This window comes from Ruegeria sp. BC3, assembly GCF_056539265.1.
The window spans coordinates 1083218-1102587 of the sequence record NZ_JBQFUP010000001.1 but is presented as its reverse complement, the minus strand read 5'-3'; the positions used below and the strand labels follow the sequence as shown (position 1 = coordinate 1102587).

Annotated in this window: 15 protein-coding genes and 1 tRNA gene; 9 read left to right on the top strand and 7 right to left on the bottom strand. The window is 55.6% G+C overall.

The features are described from left to right. Positions 1-229: 229 nt before the first annotated feature. Together ACR0MV_RS05465 and ACR0MV_RS05460 are read right to left on the bottom strand one after the other, a co-directional pair. The gene (locus ACR0MV_RS05465) at positions 230-1702 is read right to left on the bottom strand and encodes a DNA/RNA helicase domain-containing protein (RefSeq protein WP_480701221.1); all 1473 of its coding nucleotides are present in this window, start codon (positions 1700-1702) and stop codon (positions 230-232) included. 688 nt (positions 1703-2390) lie between these two features. Continuing rightward, positions 2391-2840 carry a hypothetical protein gene (locus tag ACR0MV_RS05460; protein WP_480701220.1) on the bottom strand — a complete coding sequence of 150 codons (450 nt, stop codon included), beginning with the start codon at positions 2838-2840 and terminating at the stop codon, positions 2391-2393. A 270-nt stretch (positions 2841-3110) separates the two neighbouring features. Here ACR0MV_RS05460 and ACR0MV_RS05455 point away from each other — a divergent pair. Then, positions 3111-3196 (top strand) — tRNA-Leu (locus ACR0MV_RS05455). 142 nt (positions 3197-3338) lie between these two features. Here ACR0MV_RS05455 and ACR0MV_RS05450 read toward each other — a convergent pair. Further along, the gene (locus ACR0MV_RS05450; protein WP_480701219.1) at positions 3339-4691 is read right to left on the bottom strand and encodes a metal-dependent hydrolase family protein; all 1353 of its coding nucleotides are present in this window, start codon (positions 4689-4691) and stop codon (positions 3339-3341) included. Positions 4692-5030: 339 nt separating this feature from the next. Here ACR0MV_RS05450 and ACR0MV_RS05445 point away from each other — a divergent pair, with 339 nt between their 5' ends. Continuing rightward, a complete protein-coding gene (locus ACR0MV_RS05445) occupies positions 5031-5495 on the top strand; it encodes a phosphate-starvation-inducible PsiE family protein (RefSeq protein WP_217359111.1) in 465 nt (154 codons plus the stop codon). 188 nt (positions 5496-5683) lie between these two features. Here the strand turns inward: ACR0MV_RS05445 and ACR0MV_RS05440 are convergent, their stop codons facing one another. Together ACR0MV_RS05440 and ACR0MV_RS05435 are read right to left on the bottom strand one after the other, a co-directional pair. Then, positions 5684-6181: a hypothetical protein gene (locus ACR0MV_RS05440; protein WP_170426597.1), complete on the bottom strand. Its 498-nt coding sequence runs from the start codon at positions 6179-6181 to the stop codon at positions 5684-5686. Then, positions 6174-6923, bottom strand: a complete 750-nt coding sequence (locus ACR0MV_RS05435; RefSeq protein WP_480701218.1) for a helix-turn-helix transcriptional regulator — start codon at positions 6921-6923, stop codon at positions 6174-6176. Before ACR0MV_RS05435 ends, ACR0MV_RS05440 begins: the two co-directional genes overlap by 8 nt. Before the next feature lie 602 nt (positions 6924-7525). Between ACR0MV_RS05435 and ACR0MV_RS05430 the strand changes: the two genes are divergently transcribed. The 6 genes from ACR0MV_RS05430 (at position 7526) to ACR0MV_RS05405 (ending at position 16677) form a co-directional block, all read left to right on the top strand. Then, complete coding sequence (locus ACR0MV_RS05430) at positions 7526-10183, top strand: hypothetical protein (protein ID WP_480701217.1); 2658 nt, start codon at positions 7526-7528, stop codon at positions 10181-10183. Between the two features lie 129 nt (positions 10184-10312). Next, positions 10313-12259: a type I secretion protein gene (locus ACR0MV_RS05425; protein ID WP_480701216.1), complete on the top strand. Its 1947-nt coding sequence runs from the start codon at positions 10313-10315 to the stop codon at positions 12257-12259. 218 nt (positions 12260-12477) lie between these two features. After that, entirely contained in the window at positions 12478-14589 is a 2112-nt protein-coding gene (locus tag ACR0MV_RS05420) for a type I secretion system permease/ATPase (protein WP_480701215.1), read from the top strand. Beyond that, positions 14586-15938, top strand: a complete 1353-nt coding sequence (locus ACR0MV_RS05415) for an HlyD family type I secretion periplasmic adaptor subunit (RefSeq protein ID WP_170426593.1) — start codon at positions 14586-14588, stop codon at positions 15936-15938. Before ACR0MV_RS05420 ends, ACR0MV_RS05415 begins: the two co-directional genes overlap by 4 nt. An 80-nt stretch (positions 15939-16018) precedes the next feature. Next, on the top strand, positions 16019-16390 hold the full coding sequence (locus ACR0MV_RS05410; RefSeq protein WP_170465319.1) for a rhodanese-like domain-containing protein: 372 nt from the start codon (positions 16019-16021) through the stop codon (positions 16388-16390). Between the two features lie 101 nt (positions 16391-16491). After that, a complete protein-coding gene (locus ACR0MV_RS05405) occupies positions 16492-16677 on the top strand; it encodes a hypothetical protein (protein ID WP_480701214.1) in 186 nt (61 codons plus the stop codon). On the opposite strand, the gene ACR0MV_RS05400 is transcribed toward ACR0MV_RS05405, so the two are convergent. Next, positions 16678-17436, bottom strand: a complete 759-nt coding sequence (locus ACR0MV_RS05400) for an alpha/beta fold hydrolase (protein ID WP_480701213.1) — start codon at positions 17434-17436, stop codon at positions 16678-16680. A gap of 89 nt (positions 17437-17525) precedes the next feature. Here ACR0MV_RS05400 and ACR0MV_RS05395 point away from each other — a divergent pair, with 89 nt between their 5' ends. After that, complete coding sequence (locus ACR0MV_RS05395; protein WP_480701212.1) at positions 17526-17900, top strand: hypothetical protein; 375 nt, start codon at positions 17526-17528, stop codon at positions 17898-17900. 61 nt (positions 17901-17961) lie between these two features. Here ACR0MV_RS05395 and glyA read toward each other — a convergent pair whose 3' ends face one another. Then, the gene (gene glyA / locus ACR0MV_RS05390; protein ID WP_170426588.1) at positions 17962-19257 is read right to left on the bottom strand and encodes a serine hydroxymethyltransferase; all 1296 of its coding nucleotides are present in this window, start codon (positions 19255-19257) and stop codon (positions 17962-17964) included. Between the last annotated feature and the right edge of the window lie 113 nt (positions 19258-19370).

Sequence of the window (19370 nt, the reverse complement as noted above, 5' to 3'; positions counted from 1 at the left end):
CAACCACACCCGACCGCATCAGGCCCTCAACATGCGCCCACCAGTCCCCGAAACTCTAGTCCGAAATGGCCCAGAACACGGGGGCTAGACAGAGGGTAGGTTGGGGCCGATATCGCGCGCCCTTGGAACTTACTCTCTGGGGTACGCGATTTTTATCACCTTCAGCGCTGATCCACGCACAAACGAGAGGGGTCTTGGATCTGCACTTAAGCAACAAAAAAGGTCTACGTCATGCAATCGAAACACATCTTTCAAGGAGTTCTTCGTTTTGCAAAACTACTACAAGGAGCCGCTTCCTAGCTCTCGTTATGTTTTGAAAGAGCATCTTCGTTGGATGGTAGTAAGTACGACCCTGGTATGCGAGCTTGCCGGTATCGTCGTATGTAAAGAATCTGTCAATCACTACGGCGACTCCGTCAAATTCTTGCCCAATCACTTCGTGGGAATTTGTATTGGATGCATCTGAGTAATTTGTGTGAAACTCATTTGTGTGTCTTGACGGAGTGAATCTGAGCACCTCGTAATCATCATTTTTGAGAGACGCTAGAAAATTCTTTGCATCTTTATGGGTATTGAAATATCGAACTTGTATGTTTTTACTTTCGGACGCTGGGAAATTTCTGTTTTTATCTAGCAACGCCCTTATGAAGTTAGCTATTTCTTTGTTGGATCTTATTTTCTCCGAAAGACTATATACGCCATCGGTGCAAAGCGAAGCTATTGTGGCACCTACATCCACCTTTTCTTCATGTTCAGAAAGGGTTTGCAGCTTGTCGAAAGAAAACAGGCAACTTAACTTGCATTTTGTCACTTCCGTAGAAATCTCTTCTAGTTGAGATTTGTAGATACGCTGTGCCTCATCTATCAGAACGACTCGGTATTTTGAAAAATCGTACTGTTTGTAGTTCTTAATAGGGGCGATGTTCCATCCTGCCTCTATCAATTTTCTTTGACCATCGTTAAGTTGGCCGCAATGGAATATTAATGCCTGATGGCCAGAGCAAATCACCTTCTTGACAATATCATATGCTAATAACGTTTTGCCCGTGCCAGCGCCGCCAGTTAACGAAATAAAGCTGCATTGGCCGCCTTGTTCGACCTGTTTAAGGATGTTAACTTGTACTTCTTCCTGTTGCTTTGTAAGGAAATATTCTCCTTTTAAGAAGCGCTCTGTTGAATTGAAAGGGGACACCAAATAGTCTGATGGATTAAAAAGACCATGGACCTCTTCGCCTTTGTCAACAACTTGTGATTTTAGAAGGTCAGCTAGAGTTTTTGCATCAATAGTCCCAAGCGTATCATCGTCTTTTAGTGTATATATAACATCTTTTTCAGATACGAAAGTCAGGTGATAAACTTGCCTACCAGTAAATTTCAGATAATATTTATTCCTGATCAGCTGTTTGAGAACCTTCTCTTCTGTGCTTGTGCGTTTTAGCTCAATATTGGCGACAAAGTTTGCCCCAAAGCGCAAGATATCAAATTCTTTTCCGATTTGAGGGATGGTAAAGCCAAAATAAAAATTTTCGAAATCGCTCGCTTCCATGCCATTTTCGTTTAAAGACGAAACTAGTTTCTCTAAATCCTCAGTTTCGCTTTCTCTTAGCACGATTTCGTGGTGCTCTTTATATTTTTTGAAGCCATCATCTGACAGTGTGTTCATAGCTTGCGTGAGCGATAGGAGGTTTATTTTCTTCAGCATTTATTAATATCTTGGTCTTGTTTGTTGTTGATGCTCCTGACACGCAGAACTTCCCAGCAACTGGATACGTAAAGTTGCTCTAGCGGTATAAGTCGCCGTGCAGCTTGGTCCCGTTGCACTTTATTCAAGCGGTCAGATACAATCTTCTTCGCGTTATGAGGTAGCGCTGGCGCGGGTGCAACAACTTTAAGAGCTATTCTTTCTGCCTAGATCAGGCAAGATGTTGGAACGTCCAATGGCCGATGCTTCCTCTGAAAGCGCACAGTCAATTTAAGGAAATTCTGGCTTTAAGCCGTAACTACTATGAGCAGTGGACTGGGGGCTTGCCCCAGCTTGCCTTAGAACGGAGGCTTACCGTCATCGACTGATCAATTGTTCGACACCAAACCGCTTAACTGGTAAGGCTTCTGTTGGCGGAGTCTTGAACTCAGCTTCTGCAAGGCCACTAGCCCGATGGCCACAGCGCATAGAGCATGTGTTTAAGGAGTATCAAAATACACCTTAAACGCGGCCTGGAAACCAAAAAAGACTGGCGATTAACGCTCGCCCGAGATTTGGTGGGTAAGATAAGAGTTCGAGTCCGTGTGGGGGCACCACCATTTCAGAAAAACCAATGATGTTCTGCATATCGAACAGTGGGTTCAATCCATACTGGTTCGAAAACATCATGGCATCGCGTTTGTGTTCTTTAGGTCAGGCCTATGGTTAAGCCAAAAATATAAAGGCTGGAGGGTTCGGTGAGACGTTGCATGAACTCGACCCAGTCCTCGTTAAATAGTCGCTCGAACTGAGCGGGGTATTTCCAGACGAGGTTGTGGAAGGTAAAGGTGGCAAACAAGACGCCGGCGGTGCAGGCCCCTGCGAACTCTTTTTGTTTTTCTCTCAGAAACTTTGAAATGACGATGCCGGCCATGCTGGCCAAGACTATACCGACAAAGTCTTGCGCATTTACCTGACCGGGCTCGGGGACGCCAACCGACAGAAACTGAATGTAGCGGGTTAGGAAAACCACCGTCACACCGACGGTAAAGGCAGCAATATAGGCTCCGGGGTAAGCCAAGCGCTGCCAGATCGTTTCCGTTCTGGGACCCGGGGCTATGCTGGCTGCTTGCTCTGCGCGTTGGTTGATCTGCGCCACGCGGTCCTGAAAGGACTTTTGTTCGGTGTTCACGACGAAACTCAAATGCTCTTTCGCTATGTGAAAGGGTTAGCGGCTTGGTCGCTTGGACGCAAGCACCGCGCAACCCTTGCGTGCAAAAGGGGAACGGCTTGTTTTGGGTGAAACGAGCCGCGGCACAGACTGGTTTAGGGGGTGCGAAAATGAGTTTTGACCGGCGAAACAGATTGTATTCATGATCTGATCGCCTTACTGAGATTTTCAGGCCCGACAGAGGCCTGCCACGCTGGAGCGGGCGTGATGGAATGGTAGACATATCAGACTTAAAATCTGAAGGGCGTATGCCCGTGTGGGTTCGAGTCCCACCGCCCGCACCAACACAATTTATCAATTTGAAAATAGAATCGATTTGGCGGTTTTTCCTGTCCAACGGCCCAAAAGTTTCGCCTGCTTTGGATCAGTACCCACGAAGACCCGCCGGATCATACCAAATACCTGCCAGCCATGGGCTGCAGTGTTTCAGTCCCCAAGCGTGTTTTTGTAGATAACGCCATCCTTCATAATAATGAGAAAGTTGGCCTCTGGGTCGACCAGTAGATTGATGTCTTCAACCGGGTCGCCATCCACCAGTATCAAGTCCGCGTAAGCCCCCGCTTCAATCACGCCGAGCGGTCCTTGCTGGTAGGGGTTACGGGGTCCTGACATTTCCACCAGCTTTGCCGTGTTGAATGTTGCTTGTTGCAAGACTTCGGCACCGGACCACCAACGACCGCGGCGTTCGAACTCGAGGTTCTGCATCGCCATAAGTTCGGGGGCCCCAAACAGATCGACGCCAAAAGCAATCGGAAGGTCGTACTTTTTGATCAACTCAACATAGTGTTCAACATTCTCGCGCAGTGGTGCGCCTTTCTCGATGGTTGCGGGGTCACCTGCGGCCAACATTGCGTCATCCGGCGTGAAAATGAGGAATTGCGGATTGAGGATAGCCCCCGCATCGCGAATGGCGCGAATGGTCTCCTCCTCGAAAATCATGTTGCCGTGATCGATGCTCTTTACACCGCCTTCAAGCGACCGGATGACCGATTCATCGGTATAGGCGTGAACGATGACGTAGGTGTTCCAATCCTCAGCGGCTTCTACTGCGGCGCGGATTTCCTCGGGGCTATAGTGGGTGGTATCCAGTGGATCATAGGGTGTCGAGTTGCCTCCACCCAGACTGATTTTGACCTGAGTGGCCCCGAGGCGCAGAACCTCGCGGGTGGCTGCCCGGACTTCAGAGACCCCGTCGGCGATGAACGACCATTCTCGCTCAAACACGGTACGCTCACTTCGCTGACGATGGTGTGTGTCATTATACAGCCGGAAATCAAAGTGGCCGGATGTCTGACCAATCCAGTGCCCAGAACTAAAGATGCGCGGCCCGGGAACGATCCCCTCGTCAATGGCCTTCGCAATGCCATAGGACGGGCCACCCGCGTCTCGCAACGTGGTGAAGCCTCGCATCAGCATGCGTTCCGCTTCGCGTGTGACGAGCGCGCCCGTGTATGTCCAATGAAGGTTGTATGCCAAGGCTAGCGGTGACGTTGGCAGCATGATGTGGTTGTGGCCATCTATCAGCCCCGGAATCAAAGTCCGTCCTTGGCCATCCAGTACGACAGCGCCATCGGGCTCGATTGGATCTGTCGAAACCTTGGCAATCAAGTTGCCTTCGACCAGAACATTGGCGTTCTCAATCACCACCGCATTCTCGCTGTCAAACACGTCGACATTCACGAACAAAGTTCGCGAAATAGTTTCTTGCGCATTCGCTCCAAAAGCCAAAAGGAACGAAAACATGGCGGATAGAATTACCCGTGTTGAAATGGCCGTCATTGTCTGAACCCATTCGAATATGTTCGGTCGCGGCAAGAATTGCTTGCATGGCTTTTTGTGTCAACGCGGCCGCTTAGTTCGGCACGTATGGCCGCGACGCCGTGCTTTTCTGGTTCGGTCCTAAACCGTTTAAGCTTCCAATTGAAGCAACGCGTTCGAGCCACCAGTCGAAGCAAGCCGTTGAGAAAGCTGGCAACAAATCTATCGGGATGTTTGGGCGGTCAACAGATCAGCCTAGAAAAACACACCCTTTTTGTGTGAGAGTTCTGACAAGCCGACGGGGGGTGATGCACCAGGGCGAAATCTCTCGCTGGCGGACAAAAGGAAGTGGAGATTGCAGTGAGTGGCGAAGATAGCAAACCCATCCCGGGTCATGTGGAACTAGACCCTGACCACGAAGACGCCATCGTTCGATGGTGTAACCGCATGATCCGCCATGGTGTCCGAGCATTGTCTGTGCTCATGCTCGGCATCATTCTACTGGCAATCATTGACGCTGGTTTCACGACATTTCTGAAGTTGATGGAACCGCCCGTATACATCTTGGAAGTCAGCGATCTTCTTGCGGTTTTCAGTGCAGTGTTGGTCGTTCTAATCGCGATAGAGATCTATACAAATATCACCCTGTATTTGACCGCCGATGTCATCCACATCAAGCTTGTTGTCGCGACAGCCTTGATGGCGGTCGCCCGAAAGATCATCACGCTCGACGACAAAAACCTGGAGGCCCAGTACTTTCTTGGTTACGCAGCGATCGGCCTCGCGCTGGGTGTAACGTATTGGCTGATAGACAGAAAACCGTAAGTCGCGAATCCGGTGGTCCGCAGAATTGCGCGATCAAAACCAATTTTTTGTGAAGGTTCAAAAAGAACTGACACCCAAAACTAAAGCGGCACGAGCCGCTTTAGTTGCTTTCTGAGTTGGTCACAGATGCCAACAAAGTCTTAGACGAAACAGACCTAACAATGCACCCCGGCGGCGCCATAGTGACCTCAAGTTGGAAAGCCAAGTTGGTTGATCAACTTCCAGATATCCCGGTTGGCGTCAGAAAGCTGATCGACCACTTTTTCGATTTCCTTCATCGCATCCTCATCCACGGTGTCCTGACGACCCAGCTTGATATCCGTTTTTCGGTCCGCAATGCGCATCAGAATAGTCTTCGGGTTCCCGCTGTCAGGATCGAAGGAATAGATGCAGTGGTTGTACCGGTTGCGGATGCCGGAGAGCTTGCTGAGGCGCTGCGTGTGTTTGAGGATGGGATCCCGGATGTCCGGCGGACGACCCTCCATTTTGGCCAGCCGCTCAACCAGGTCAATTCTGGCGCGCGTTGTGTTCAACGTCAGAAAGATGATGACCGAGATGTCCTTATTGGTGCGGGTCAACCCCGCGATCAGGTGGATCAACAGGCTTTCCGTGTTGGTCCACATATAATTCAACTTGCCGACCATAAGGATCAGGCGGTCAAAGCGGGCTTCGAAATCGTCAGTCAATTGTAAGTTCTCGTGCTTCTTCTGGTGCGACCTCGAAAAAGAATTGTGCCGCCGCGGTTCGATTGCTGACACCGATCTTGCCCGCAACATTGTGCATATGCAGTTTGACCGTGTGTTCGGTGATGCCAAGATTTGATGCAATGATCTTGTTGCTCTGGCCTTTGGACACCAGACGCAGCACCTGTTTCTCCCGCCGTGTCAGCTTGGAATAGACCGGGTGCAGGTCACCGGACTTTGTTGGTGCCGACGGCGCATCATTCGATACTGCCGGGGGATGCGCTACGCAGTCCGCCAGAAAACAGGGCAGGTACAGTTCTTCATGCAGCAAAAGGCGCAAGATGGAGCGCCACACATCCGGCGCGACATTCATCGGCAAGTACCCGATGTCGCCAAACTGGCCACGATCCCAGTTTTCGAATGCAAGGCGCGCGGCGTCTTCTTTGCGGTAAGCAAAGGCGAGGCAGCCAGACCCTGCAGTCTCTTTATAGGCATGTGGCCGGTTCAACAGATCCTCAAGCAGAACCTGATCGACGACGATCACCTTGCCGGCACCGACGTCCGAGCCACTCGACGCTGGCAGCGCATCGATGCTCTCAACCCGGCGCGTGGTGACGCCGAATTCGTTTTCAACACCTTGGATGGTCATATCTGAGTAGAAGAGTTCTTTGCCGACAAAATTGATCGAGAAGTCTTCGGGATTAGAAACGTTTGGAACAGCACTATCCTGAAACGGAATGCTCATCATTCCCCCCTTATTAACCCACACCGCGAAAAAAATGCGGCGAAATTGTAAACAGTACTCGTAGAGCAGAATTCGAAGTAATTAACAGTATAGAGGTAAGACTATAGCGGAAAGTTCAAGTTTCAGCAACTTTGCCTGCCGTCTGCAAAAACCGCGTTCTAATACTTTCGGTTAGGTTGGGTTCGATTCTTCTCGCTTAAGTAGAGGGAATTGCAGGATTTCCTAAACTGGTGGTTTTAATTTCGCCCGTCCGCCCGTTGTTCCACTAAATTTCAGTCACAGAAGATTTACAGTAATGAAAACAAGCCCCTGTGCGTTCTAGTGCTTTAGGGTAGCTATTCAGACTGCTTCCGGCCTGTAACCATGACCGAGCTTCAATTTCGAAGCCACAAGTCCAGTGTGTCCGCGAATCGCGCATTACAGCGAACCAGTTCCGCAGACACGGTATCGGCTAAGCCGAGAAAGGAGGGTGGGAGATAATTCACTGAAGGTAACCGCATTCAAGCGCGTTTTGCGCCTGTGTGCCGTGACTAGTTTTAACCGCGCCAGTAGCCGTTTTGGAGATGAATGACGGCCCGTGCGCTTAGTAAGTGGAAAATCATATGTCTGATAAACGCACGACAAATAACGTTGCAAACATCGAAGAAATTAACGTTGGTGAAGCCTATGTGCCTATCGAGGCTGACGTGGACGTCGAAGAGGCGAACATCGATGCTGACATGACCGAACAGAAGACCAAGGTCGATAACGATCAGGGTCAGGGTCAAGACCAGGAGCAAGCTCAGAAGACCAAGGTCGAAAATGAGCAAGGTCAGGGTCAGGACCAAGGTCAGGGACAAGATCAGGGACAAGGTCAGGACCAAGGTCAGGGCCAAAACCAGGGTCAGGGTCAGACCAACGGCAACAACGATAACTCGAACTGGGTAAAAATTGATTTTGGCGAAGAAGGCCTGCCTAGTGATGACGATATCGTTGATATCGATGCTAACGGGTCCGAATTTGGTGACGTGATCACCGCTGGTGGCGACATTGACTACGATCCCGGCGATGACATGAACCTGTCGATCGACATGAGCGGCACAACCACCGCAATGTCGGCAATCAACAGCCAGTATGCCAGCCTTGAAGACAGTGACACTCTGGAAAATGCCGAAGTTCACAACGACGGTACTTTCAAGCAGATGGGTGATGCCAAAGGCGGCGACGCAAGTGCCGGTGACGGTATCTCGTCAGGCTCAGATGGCGGAAACTCCGGCGACGGTGGCAAGACCTATGGCGGAGACGCTTATGGCGAAACCTACGGCGGACACACTGCGGCCTTCGGTGGTCACAGCGGTGATGCTAACGGTGACGGTGATGGCGGCAGTGGCGGTGATTCAGGCGATGCTCTGAACTTTGGCCTGGGTGTCGGACATTCCGCAGCAGACGCGGATGGCGATAGCACCGGTGGCGAAGGCGGCGCGGCTGATAGTGAGTCGAACGCTGACAACGCAACCGACAGCGAAGTCGACGTTGACAGTGACGGTGGTGAAGGCGGAAACGCTGGCTCCATCGGTCTGGGGCTGGGCTTCGGGTCGGCAAATGCCGAGAACGATGGCGAGTCTGCCGGTGGCGACAACGAGTCAGACGCTAACAACAGTGTTGACGGTGACGCCGACAACGATGTTGATTCCGCAGACGCAAGCGGTGGCGGCGGTTTGGCTGGAAACCTTGGCGGTGCTTTGAACGAAAGCGAAACCGAAGCCGAAAACGGTGACTCTACATCAGGTGGAAACATCGGTCTTGGCCTTGCCGGCGCAGGTTCAGAAGCAGATGCAGATGCTGACGGTGGTGACGCGGACGGCGGTGACGGCGACGGCGGCGACGGCGACGGCGACGGCGGCGATGGCGGCGACGCAGACAGCGGAAACGGTGACGGCGGCGACGGCGGCGACGGCGACGGCGGCAACGGCGACGGCGGTGACGGCGACGCTGGTGAAGTGACTGCCGGCGACGGTGACGGCGGCGACGGTGACGGCGGCGACGGCGACGATGGCGGCGACGGTGACGGCGGCGACGGTGACGGCGGCGACGGAACTGGCGGAACGTCTGGTCAAGTCGACGGTGCGCTTGCAGCTCAGAACCAGGAAAGCGGTCTGATCGGCTCGAATACCGGTACCAACAGCGCGACCAACGGTGGCACTGATACCAACGGTGGCAACCCTGGTGTTGGCGGTGACGGCGACGGCGGCAACGGTCCCGGTGGAGACGGTGGCGATGGTGGCGATGGCGACGGTGCTGCTGGCACCGGCGGTGAAGCCAAAGGTGGCAACGGCCCCGGCGGAGCTGGTACCGGTGCAGCTGGTGACGGCGGTGACGGAGCTTCAGGCGTTGGCGGTAAAGCTGCTGGCGGCGACGGCGACGGCGGCGACGGCACAGGCGCAGCTGGTGTTGGTGGTGCCGGTGGCGGCGCTGGTGCAAACGGCGGTGAAGCTGATTCGCAAGCCGATGCTCAGGGCGTAGGTGATCAGGACGCAAAGGGTCCGATCGTTACGCAGTCGCCTGGCGACGCCATGGGTGAAGCCAGCAACGACCAGGACGCTACAGTCAATGCTGGCGGTGGCGGAACCAGTGATGCCGACGGGTTCGCACAAGCCAACGGTACTGGCACTGCGACTGCTGATGGTGTCGGCGGCGGCGGCGGTGCCGTGCAGCAGGATGCAGCATCCACAGGAACTGGTGCTGGTTCTGCAGACGCGGAAAACAACGCCGGTGACGGCGGTATGTCCGACGTCTTCTCGCAGGCTGACACCGATGGTTCGGCAGACAGTATGGCGCAAGCCATTGCCGGATATGGTGGCGACTCGATGTCCGACAACGACGCCACTTCTACCGGAATGGGCAGCGCTACTGGTGCGGCTTCTTCGGGAACCGGTGGCGGCGGTGGTGCCGGCGCTGGTTACGGTGGAACCTCCGGCAGTGCCGCAGGCAATGCCAATGGTGGTGCGACCTACGGTGCTGACGTCGACGGTGGCGCTGCGTCGGGTGCGTACTCGGGTGCAGGCGGAGCCGGCGGTAACGCAGGTACGTGGGGCTCGAACAACGGTGGCGACGGTATCGTCAACGGTGAGTCCTATGCATCGGCAGCAGCCGTAGTCGACACATCGGCGTTCAACCAGTCGATCGTCATGGGTGCCAACGTTCTTGGCAACTCGGTCGATACGACCATGGTTGGTGGTTCGATGACCGCGACCCACAACAGCGACGACACCGACGTGTAAGTCGCAGTCAGGGCCCGAATTATCGGGCCCCGACCCATTTCATAAAACTGCCGAGGCCGTATCGGGCGGCCTCGGCGCAGCAAACCCAAACCGGAAATTTCAGGCCGGGGAGGGGAAAAGGAAACCGATATGTCTCTCGACAGCATTACAGAAACGATTGCGCATTTTGTTGGAACCTTTGAACTTACTATTGAACAAGCTCGTCTGCGTGATGAGTACCAGGAATTTGTCGCGCTGCGGCGCAAGAACGAATTGGAAGAACTGGAAGATCCGACCACAATTCGGGTCAAAGCCAATCTGAAGCTCGATCCAGGCGAATACGATCCACTCCCGTACAAGCTTTTGCCGCCTGCTGCTGATCTTCCTTTGCCTCCTGTCCCGAACGGGCCACTTGAAATGGCTCAGATGATTTCCGGCCCGGGTTTTGGACCCGATCCCTATGTGCCGGCCGTACAACTGGGCGAGGCCCAGACCGTTATCGTAGTCCCGGACCCGCAGGTTGCGCCGCTGATTATCGGCTCGGCAGTGACCTACACGTTCCAAACCATTCTGATGAACGACAACGATGTGATCGGCCAAGGGGTCTTCCGGGACGTTGAACTGCAGATTGCCCAAGGTCAGGAGATGCTGGACGCCGCGCTGTCGATGCACGCGATTGTGACCCCGTCCCTGAACATCGAAGACTACCAATCACTCGAGTACCTCGAAAGTCTGGCCGACCAAATGCAGTCGCCGATGATCTCGCAGATCGAGGGCGTGACGGTTTACCAGTTCCATGGCGAGGACGTTTTGGGCATTTTCGTGAACGGTGAAAAAGTCGATGAGATGCCGGACTGGAACGATCTTTTGCCAGCCCATCATCAGACTGAGGAGGAAGACGAAGAAGAGGGCGACGCGCCCGACATGATGCCCGACGAATGGGACCGCTCGGATGACGAGGAATTTGGCGAAGGTCATACTGTCATCGCGGGCGGAAACCTGGCCGTCAATCAGGTCGACATCACGTTGGCCTGGGTTGATGCGCCAGTGATTGCAGTGGGCGGCAAGTCTGTCAGCCTCACGGTCGTCAGCCAGGTGGCGGTTGTCTCGGATGTCGATCAGGGTGGGCCGGGCGTGCAAAGCAGCACAAATGTGGTTCAGGCCGCCTATATCGGAACCGAGGCCAGCGAAGCTTGGTGGGTCGAAGACAATGTCTCTGAAACAAGCGCCGACCCGATTGTCTCGGTAACCTGGATTCAGGGTGATCTGTGGGTCACCAACTTTATCAAGCAAGTGATCGACGCCACGGATATCGATAAGATCAGCACTGAACTTTCGGCCTCGACCAGCCTGTACACCTTGGGTGACAACGTGTTGACCAACGTGACCAACATCATTCAGCTGGGCAACTTCTACGACCTGATTATGATTGGCGGGAACATGGTTTCCGTCGATGTGCTGCACCAGACAATTGCCTTGATGGATGATGACGTCTACGGCAGCGGCACGCCGGATCAGGAAGGCAATGAAAACCTGGTCATGAACCAGGCGTCCGTGACGACGACTGGCGAAGATACGCTGGAAGAGTTGGACATGCCGCATGCCGAGGCGCTGACCCTTCAGCAGGTCGACCGTGAGGCATTCGAAGATGCTCTGACGTCTAACCCCGACTATGCTGGTATGGAGTTGATCCGCGTTCTCAACATCGAAGGTGACCTGGTTCAGGTCAATTCGGTCGAACAGATCACATTGTTGCAGGATCAGGACGATATGTCGGTCGAAGGGGCCGAGGCGGTCAATGCGGCTGTGAACGGTGCTGGTAATGCTCTGCTGAACGCCGCAAACATCACCAAGGTTGGCGTCGACTCGACCGTTATGGCGGCGGGAGGAGAGTATTCCGATCTTCTGATTCACCAGGCTTCACTGCTCGATATCCCCGAGCAGGAGGACGCAACGGAGATCGCGAATGAAGTGATCGCCGTCCTTATGGAAGAAACGGCAGCGGCTGGCGAGAATGGCCTCGCTCAGGCGCAATCGAACCTGACACCGTCCGAAATGGCCAGCAATGACGATGCTATGCAGTCCATGCTGGCGTAAATTTTATATCCGTTTCGGTCGATTCATGTTAGCGTAAAGACTGTATTTGTTGCGAGTGCTCCGAAAGTTTTAAAATGTCGATTGTTTTTTCGTCGCGTCGTTCTCCTGATGCCAGCCCGCTTGATATTGAGGGCGTTGGTAAACCTACGCAGCCAGATGGCAGCGATAAGTCCCAACAACAAACAGCAAAGGCGCCCAGCTTGCGTCTGAACAAAAAAATGCGTGTGCCAGACCCTGAAGGCAGTCCTGAAGCGACGGCCAAGCAGGAAGAGTCTGTCGCCGCAAAAGCTGTGAAGCCCAAGAAGAAAGCGACCAAACCCAGATCCGAACCACCAATACGCGCCGCAGCTTCCCCCCGGCGCGCTCAGTCGCAGCCCGATGAAGACCAGAATGCCCAGGGCCGCGACGCTGGGGTGGCCGAGGATGCCTCAAGCCCCGATCCTGACACCGCCACGGAAACGACAGCGCGAGCGACCCCCCAATCGCGCTCGACGGGCGGTGAACGCATAGGTGCCACTATCGAGGCTAAGGCGAACGAGCCGATGCAACTCCGAAAAACGGGCGGAGGTGACGGCAAGGGGCCACCCCAGACTTTCCACAAACGCACTCCTCCAGAGGATTTCCAGAACACGCTGCGCACGTCGTTGCGGGCGATCTGGCGCAATCTGGCCTTTGTTCTGGTGCTGACCTGCGCCACGAATATCCTGATCCTTGCGATCCCGATCTACCTGTTCCAGATCAGTGACCGTGTTTTGACCAGTCGCTCGCTGGACACGCTGATCATGCTGACGGCCATTGTGGCCGGGGCGGTGATTTTTCAGGCGGCTTTTGATGCGGTGCGTCGCTTTATGCTGATGCGAACAGCGGTTGAGGTCGCCGCAAGGTTGGGCGCGCCGGTTCTGAGTGCTGCAGCCCATGCCTCATTGCATGGCAATGGTCGTGAATACCAGACATTGGGTGATTTGCAGCAAGTGCGCGGGTTCCTGGTTTCGGGAACCCTGATTTCGTTCCTGGATGTGCCTTTCGCGCCGTTGTTTATTCTGATGATCTTCCTGGTGCATCCGCAGCTGGGAACCATCGTGATCATAACTGCGTTGTTGCTGATGATTATCGCGTTCGTGAACCAGAAGATGACCGCCAAACCCTTCGCCGAGGCGAACCGGGCGCAATCCATGGCGAACCAGCATCTGGACTCGATGGCGCGCAACAGCCAGATCATCAACGCACTGGCCATGATCCCAGAGGCCGTTCGCATCTGGGGACGGGACACAGCGCAATCGCTGACGTGGCAAGTGCGTGCGCAGGACCGCAACGTGATTTTCGCGGCGATCTCGCGCGCTGTGCGCCTGCTGACGCAAATCGCCATTCTGGGCTGGGGCGCGTTCCTGGCGCTGCAGGGTGAGATCACCGGCGGTATGGTCATCGCGGCCTCGATCATCGCTGGGCGGGCCTTTGCGCCGATCGAAGGGTCGATCGAAGGCTGGAACTCATTCCTGCTGACGCGTGCAGCCTTTGGGCGCATCCGGAACCTGTTGTCCAATTCGGCACTGCAATTTGAAAAGCTGCGCCTGCCGCGCCCCGAAGGTCGTATGGATGTGGAGCGTCTGCTTTACGTGCCCGGTGGCACCAAGCGCGTTGTTTTGAATGGGATCAGTTTCTCGCTGAACCCGGGCGAAACGCTGGCCGTGATCGGGAACTCCGGTGCAGGCAAGACCACGCTGGGCAAGACGCTGGTGGGATCGATCCTGCCGACCTCTGGCAGTGTCCGGTTGGATCTGATGGACATCCGCAACTGGGATCCGCGCCAGTTCGGCGAAAGCATCGGCTACTTGCCGCAGGATGTGCAGCTGTTCCCCGGCACGATCAAAGACAACATCGGCCGGATGCGCGCGGATGCGACGGATGAACAAATCCACGACGCCGCCGTTCTGGCTGATGTGCACAACATGATCGCCACCCTGCCACAGGGGTACGAGACTGTGGTGGCTGCCGATGGCTCACCCCTGTCGGGCGGTCAGAAACAGCGCATCGCACTGGCGCGCGCTTTCTTTGGCAACCCGCGCATGGTCGTTTTGGACGAACCTAACTCGAACTTGGACGTGGCGGGGGATCAGGCGTTGTCCAAGGCAATTGCGCAGGCCAAGGCGAACAAGATCACCGTTGTGGTGATTACTCAGAAACCAACCCTGTTGAACGTTGTCGACAAGATCATGCTGCTGACGGATGGCCGCGTGGCATTGTTTGGCCAGCGTGAACAGGTGCTGCAGCAGTTGAATGCGTCGCGGGGCAACAGACCCGGCATTCAATCACAGCAAGGGGGTCCGGCATGAATGAACTTGTCCCAGTAAACAACGATCCCAAGGACCCAACGGTCTGGTACGCCGAGGTTCCGCGCTCGATCAGTCGGTTCGTGGTGATCGGCTTGATAATGTTGGTGGTCTGCTTTGGCGGCTTTGGAATTTGGTCCTTCCGCGCACCATTGGCGGCGGCCGTGATTGCGCAAGGCAGTTTTGTTGCCACTGGTCGCAACAAGATTGTGCAGCACCTCGAAGGCGGCATTATCGACGACATCAAGGTGATCGAAGGTCAGACGGTCAAACAGGGTCAGGTTCTGATGACCCTGGATCAGACCTCGGCCGAGGCGAATGAGCGTGAACTGTTCATCCGCAAAATCCGTCTGCAGGCGATGACTGAACGGTTGTCGGCCGAGTACAACGAAAAGGAACGCTTGGAGTTCTCGCCCGATTTGATCGAAGCATCGGATGACGTTGAAGTCATGGGCATTCTGGACGGGCAGAAAATCAGCTTTGACGTGTCCCGCAAAACGCTGCTGAATGACATTGCCCTGCTGCAACGCAATATGGAGGCACTCAAGATCCGCTCCAGCGGTTTTGAGGCGCAGCTGGACAGCATGATCCGGCGTTCGGAAATCCTGCAGGAAGAGTTTGAAACCAAAGAGGCCCTGTTCGAAAAAGGATTGGTGCGCAAAGGCGATCTGAACACGATCCGCCGCGTTCAGGCCGAGGCGGAAGGCCAGCAGGCCCGCCTGATGGCCGAAACCGCCGAAATCAACCAGATGATCCTGAAGTATGAAGAACAGATCACGCGAACCCGTTCCGCTTATCGCGAAGCGGCGCTGGACGAACTGGGTGTCATCGAGGCCGATCTGGAAAGTGTGCGTGAAAAAAGCCGTCAGGCCCGCAGCGTTCTGGAACGGGCAGTGGTGCGCGCCCCGGTATCCGGGACTGTCGTGCGCTTGCACTACCATACCGCAGGTGGCGTCATCGAAACCGGTGAGCCTATTGCCGAAATCCTACCCTCGGACGCGCCTCTGATCATCGAGGCACAGGTGCCCCGGACCGAAATCGACAGCGTTGTGACAGGCCAGCAGGCCACCGTACGACTGGTGGCACTGAACCAGCGCACAACGCCAGTGCTGAGCGGCGAGGTCTTTTATGTCTCGGCGGACGCTCTGGTCGAAGACTCCTCGGGTGTGCCGCAAGAGGTCTATCTGGCGCGCATCTCGTTGGCCCCGGAAGAGATGGACCGCGTACGTGGCTTCATTCCCACGCCGGGCATGCCAGCCGAGATCATGATCCAGACCGAGGAACGCACCTTTGCGGCCTATATCGCAAAGCCTGTGACAGACAGCATGTCGCGCGCCTTCCGCGAGCACTGATTGCCCAATCGGGCAATCAGTCTGCGCATTCCCGATTTTGCGTGCTAGCATCTGGTGAGATTCACCAGAGGGGACTTTTCATGCCATTGACCGTAAGCCAGATGATGGAGGCGGCGAACGCTGTCGTTGCCCGGATTGATACAAACGGGGCCAAAGACCTGATCGGGCAGGGCGCGCTGCTTTTGGATGTCCGCGATGCTATCGAGCTGCAGCAAACCGGTCGTGCCAAGGGCGCACATCACATCCCGCGTGGCATGTTAGAGTTCCGCGCCGACGATAGCCTGCAATCGCACGATCCCGAGCTGCGCAAGGATCGTGCCATCGTGCTGTATTGCGCCGCAGGCAGCCGGGCTGCCCTGGCAGGCAAGCTTTTGAAAGATATGGGCTATGAGCAGGTCTATAACGTCGGCGGTCTGCCAGACTGGATCAATGGCGGTGGAGAGGTCACGTGAATTTCTGACCTGGGCTCGTCAAAATCTGACGCAGATCAAGGTGTCTTACATTCCAAATGGTTAATGTGATCTTCGGGCTTCAAGCATAAGGAAGACAGAAGATGCTACGCCTTGCCGCCATACTCTATTCCCTGATCGCAACCGCCTTTGCCGGTTCGGCTGTTATCGCGGTTCTCACCGCAGGGCTGGTGTCTACGGTCGCCATTGTCTCGGCAGCTGCGGCAGGCTGTGTTGTGGCGTTGCCAGCGTCCTGGCTGGTTGCCAGGCGGTTGTATCAGAACGCCTGATCAGGCGTTCAGAAAAGTCCTGACGGCGGCTTCGAATTCACGCGGTTTCTCGGCGTGCAGCCAATGGCCCGCGCCGGGAATTTTTGCAAACCGAGCAGCCGGAAATAGGGCGCGGATCGTGTCGCGGTGTTCAGGCAGGACGTAATCCGAAGCTCCGCCGGACAGGAACAGGGTGGGGCCGCCCCAGGACGCATCCGTCTCGGGGAAGCCCATGATCTTGGGCATCTCGGCCGCCAGTGTGTCGAGGTTCAGCAGCCAGCGTTTTCCCTTGATGTCGAGGGATTGCGTGAAAAAGCTCTGAAGCGCTTTTTCTACGCCTTGCGCCGCCAACTGCCCCTCGGCGTCTGACCGGCGTTCGATGGTCGAGAAATCGACAGCGCGCATAGCGTCGATGAACTGAATCTGGCTGTGCGTATAGGTGACAGGCGCAATGTCCGCGACCACCAGTTTGCGCACCAGATCGCCGTGCCCAAGCGCCAACATCATCGAAGCCTTGCCGCCCATCGAGTGGCCAACAACGTCAGCTTTGCCGCCGATATGTTCGATCACCTCGGCCAGATCAGCAGCCAGGTCGGGATAGCTGTGCTCGTCTGTCCAGGCGCTATTGGCATGATTGCGCATGTCCACGGCTACAACCTGCCGCTCATCCGATAGACGCCGCGCAATGACCCCCCAATTGCGGGCCGACCCATACAGGCCATGAGCAATCAAAAGAGGAGGGTTCGAGGTCGGTTCGCCGTGGATGGTCATGTTCAGCATAAGGCCGTGATACCTCCACCCGTTTCAAACAGCCAGCCCCATTGTCGAGCCTGCTGCCCGAGGTTACATTCCGCGCGCAGGAGGGCGTCATGACGCAGACAACAGATATCCAAGGCCAGATCGCGGACACGGTGCAATTGCTGCGTGCAAAGCTTGGCGTTAAGGACAAGACGCTGACGGCCTCTGTTCGCAAGGCCAGGCGTCGCCTTCCGCGGCGGATTTACAAGCAGGCAATGCTGCTCGCCGGTGCGGAACAGATGGCTGCGCATCCGAAATTGCGACTGGTGCTGGACACGCCCAAACTGGCTCAGGCGTCCGAAGAGGTTCAGACCCATCTGGCCGGTATCAATTTGGCGGATCGCCGCTGGGGCTGGTTCCTCAGCTTTCTTGGATCGCTCGCGCTGGGTTTTCTGGCCCTGTCTGCACTAGTGCTGGTCGTGCTGCGCTGGCGCGGCTTTATCTGAGCGCACAAAAAATAACGACGCCCTGACGGGCGCCGCTTGTGATTCATCAAACCTGTAGGGCTTACAGGTTCGGATAGATCGGGAATTTGGCGCAGAGGTCTGCGACCTCGGCTTTGACCTTAGCTTCAACCGCGCCGTTGCCGTCTTCGCCATTGGCCGCCAGACCGTCGACAACCTCGATGATCCAGTCCGCAATCTGGCGGAACTCGATCTCGCCAAACCCGCGTGTGGTCCCGGCGGGCGAACCCAAACGGATGCCGCTGGTGATGGTCGGCTTTTCGGGGTCAAACGGCACACCGTTCTTGTTGCAGGTGATGTGCGCGCGGCCCAAGGCCTTTTCGGTCGCGTTGCCTTTGACGCCTTTGGGGCGTAGGTCGACCAGAACAACATGGGTGTCCGTGCCGTGGGTGACGGTATCCAGACCGCCCTTGATCAGCTGATCCGACAGCGCCTGCGCGTTGGTCACGACTTGCTGTATGTAGTTCTTGAACTCGGGGCGCAGAGCCTCACCAAAAGCGACGGCCTTGGCCGCGATCACGTGCATCAGCGGGCCGCCCTGAATGCCGGGGAAGATGGCCGAGTTCACTTTCTTGGCGATATCTTCATCGTTGGTCAGGATCATGCCGCCACGCGGACCGCGCAGGGTCTTGTGCGTGGTGGTCGTCGCCACATGTGCATGCGGGAAGGGGCTGGGGTGTTCGCCTGCGGCGACCAGACCGGCAAAGTGCGCCATGTCCACGTGCAGGTAGGCACCGACCATGTCAGCAATCTCGCGCATGCGGGCAAAGTCGATCTGGCGCGGGATGGCCGAGCCACCGGCGATGATCAGCTTGGGCTGGTGCTCTTTCGCCAGCGCTTCGACCTGATCATAGTCCAGCATGTTGTCTTCTTTGCGGACGCCGTACTGCACAGCGTTGAACCACTTGCCCGACTGGTTTGGACGTGCGCCGTGGGTCAGGTGACCGCCTGCGTCCAGGCTCATGCCCAGAATCGTGTCGCCGGGTTTAATCAGCGCCTGGAAGACGCCCTGGTTGGCCTGAGAGCCCGAGTTTGGCTGCACGTTGGCGAACCCGCAACCGAACAGCTCTTTGGCGCGGTCGATGGCCAGATTTTCAGCGATATCAACGAATTGACACCCGCCATAGTAACGACGACCGGGATACCCTTCGGCGTATTTGTTGGTCATGACCGAGCCCTGCGCTTCCATCACGGCGGCAGAGACGATGTTCTCGGACGCGATCAGCTCGATCTCGTCGCGCTGACGACCCAGCTCGGATGTGATCGAGCCAAACAGCTCGGGGTCACGGTCGGCGAGGGACTGGGTGAAAAATCCGGTATCACGGAGATTGGCGTTCATGGGCGCTCCACATGTCTGTGTCAAAATCTTGCGGATTTCCTATCGGAAACCGTGCAAGGGCAAAAGCTTTAAAGCGACGATTTGGCCTGCTGGGGCGTCAAGTCTGGCCTATC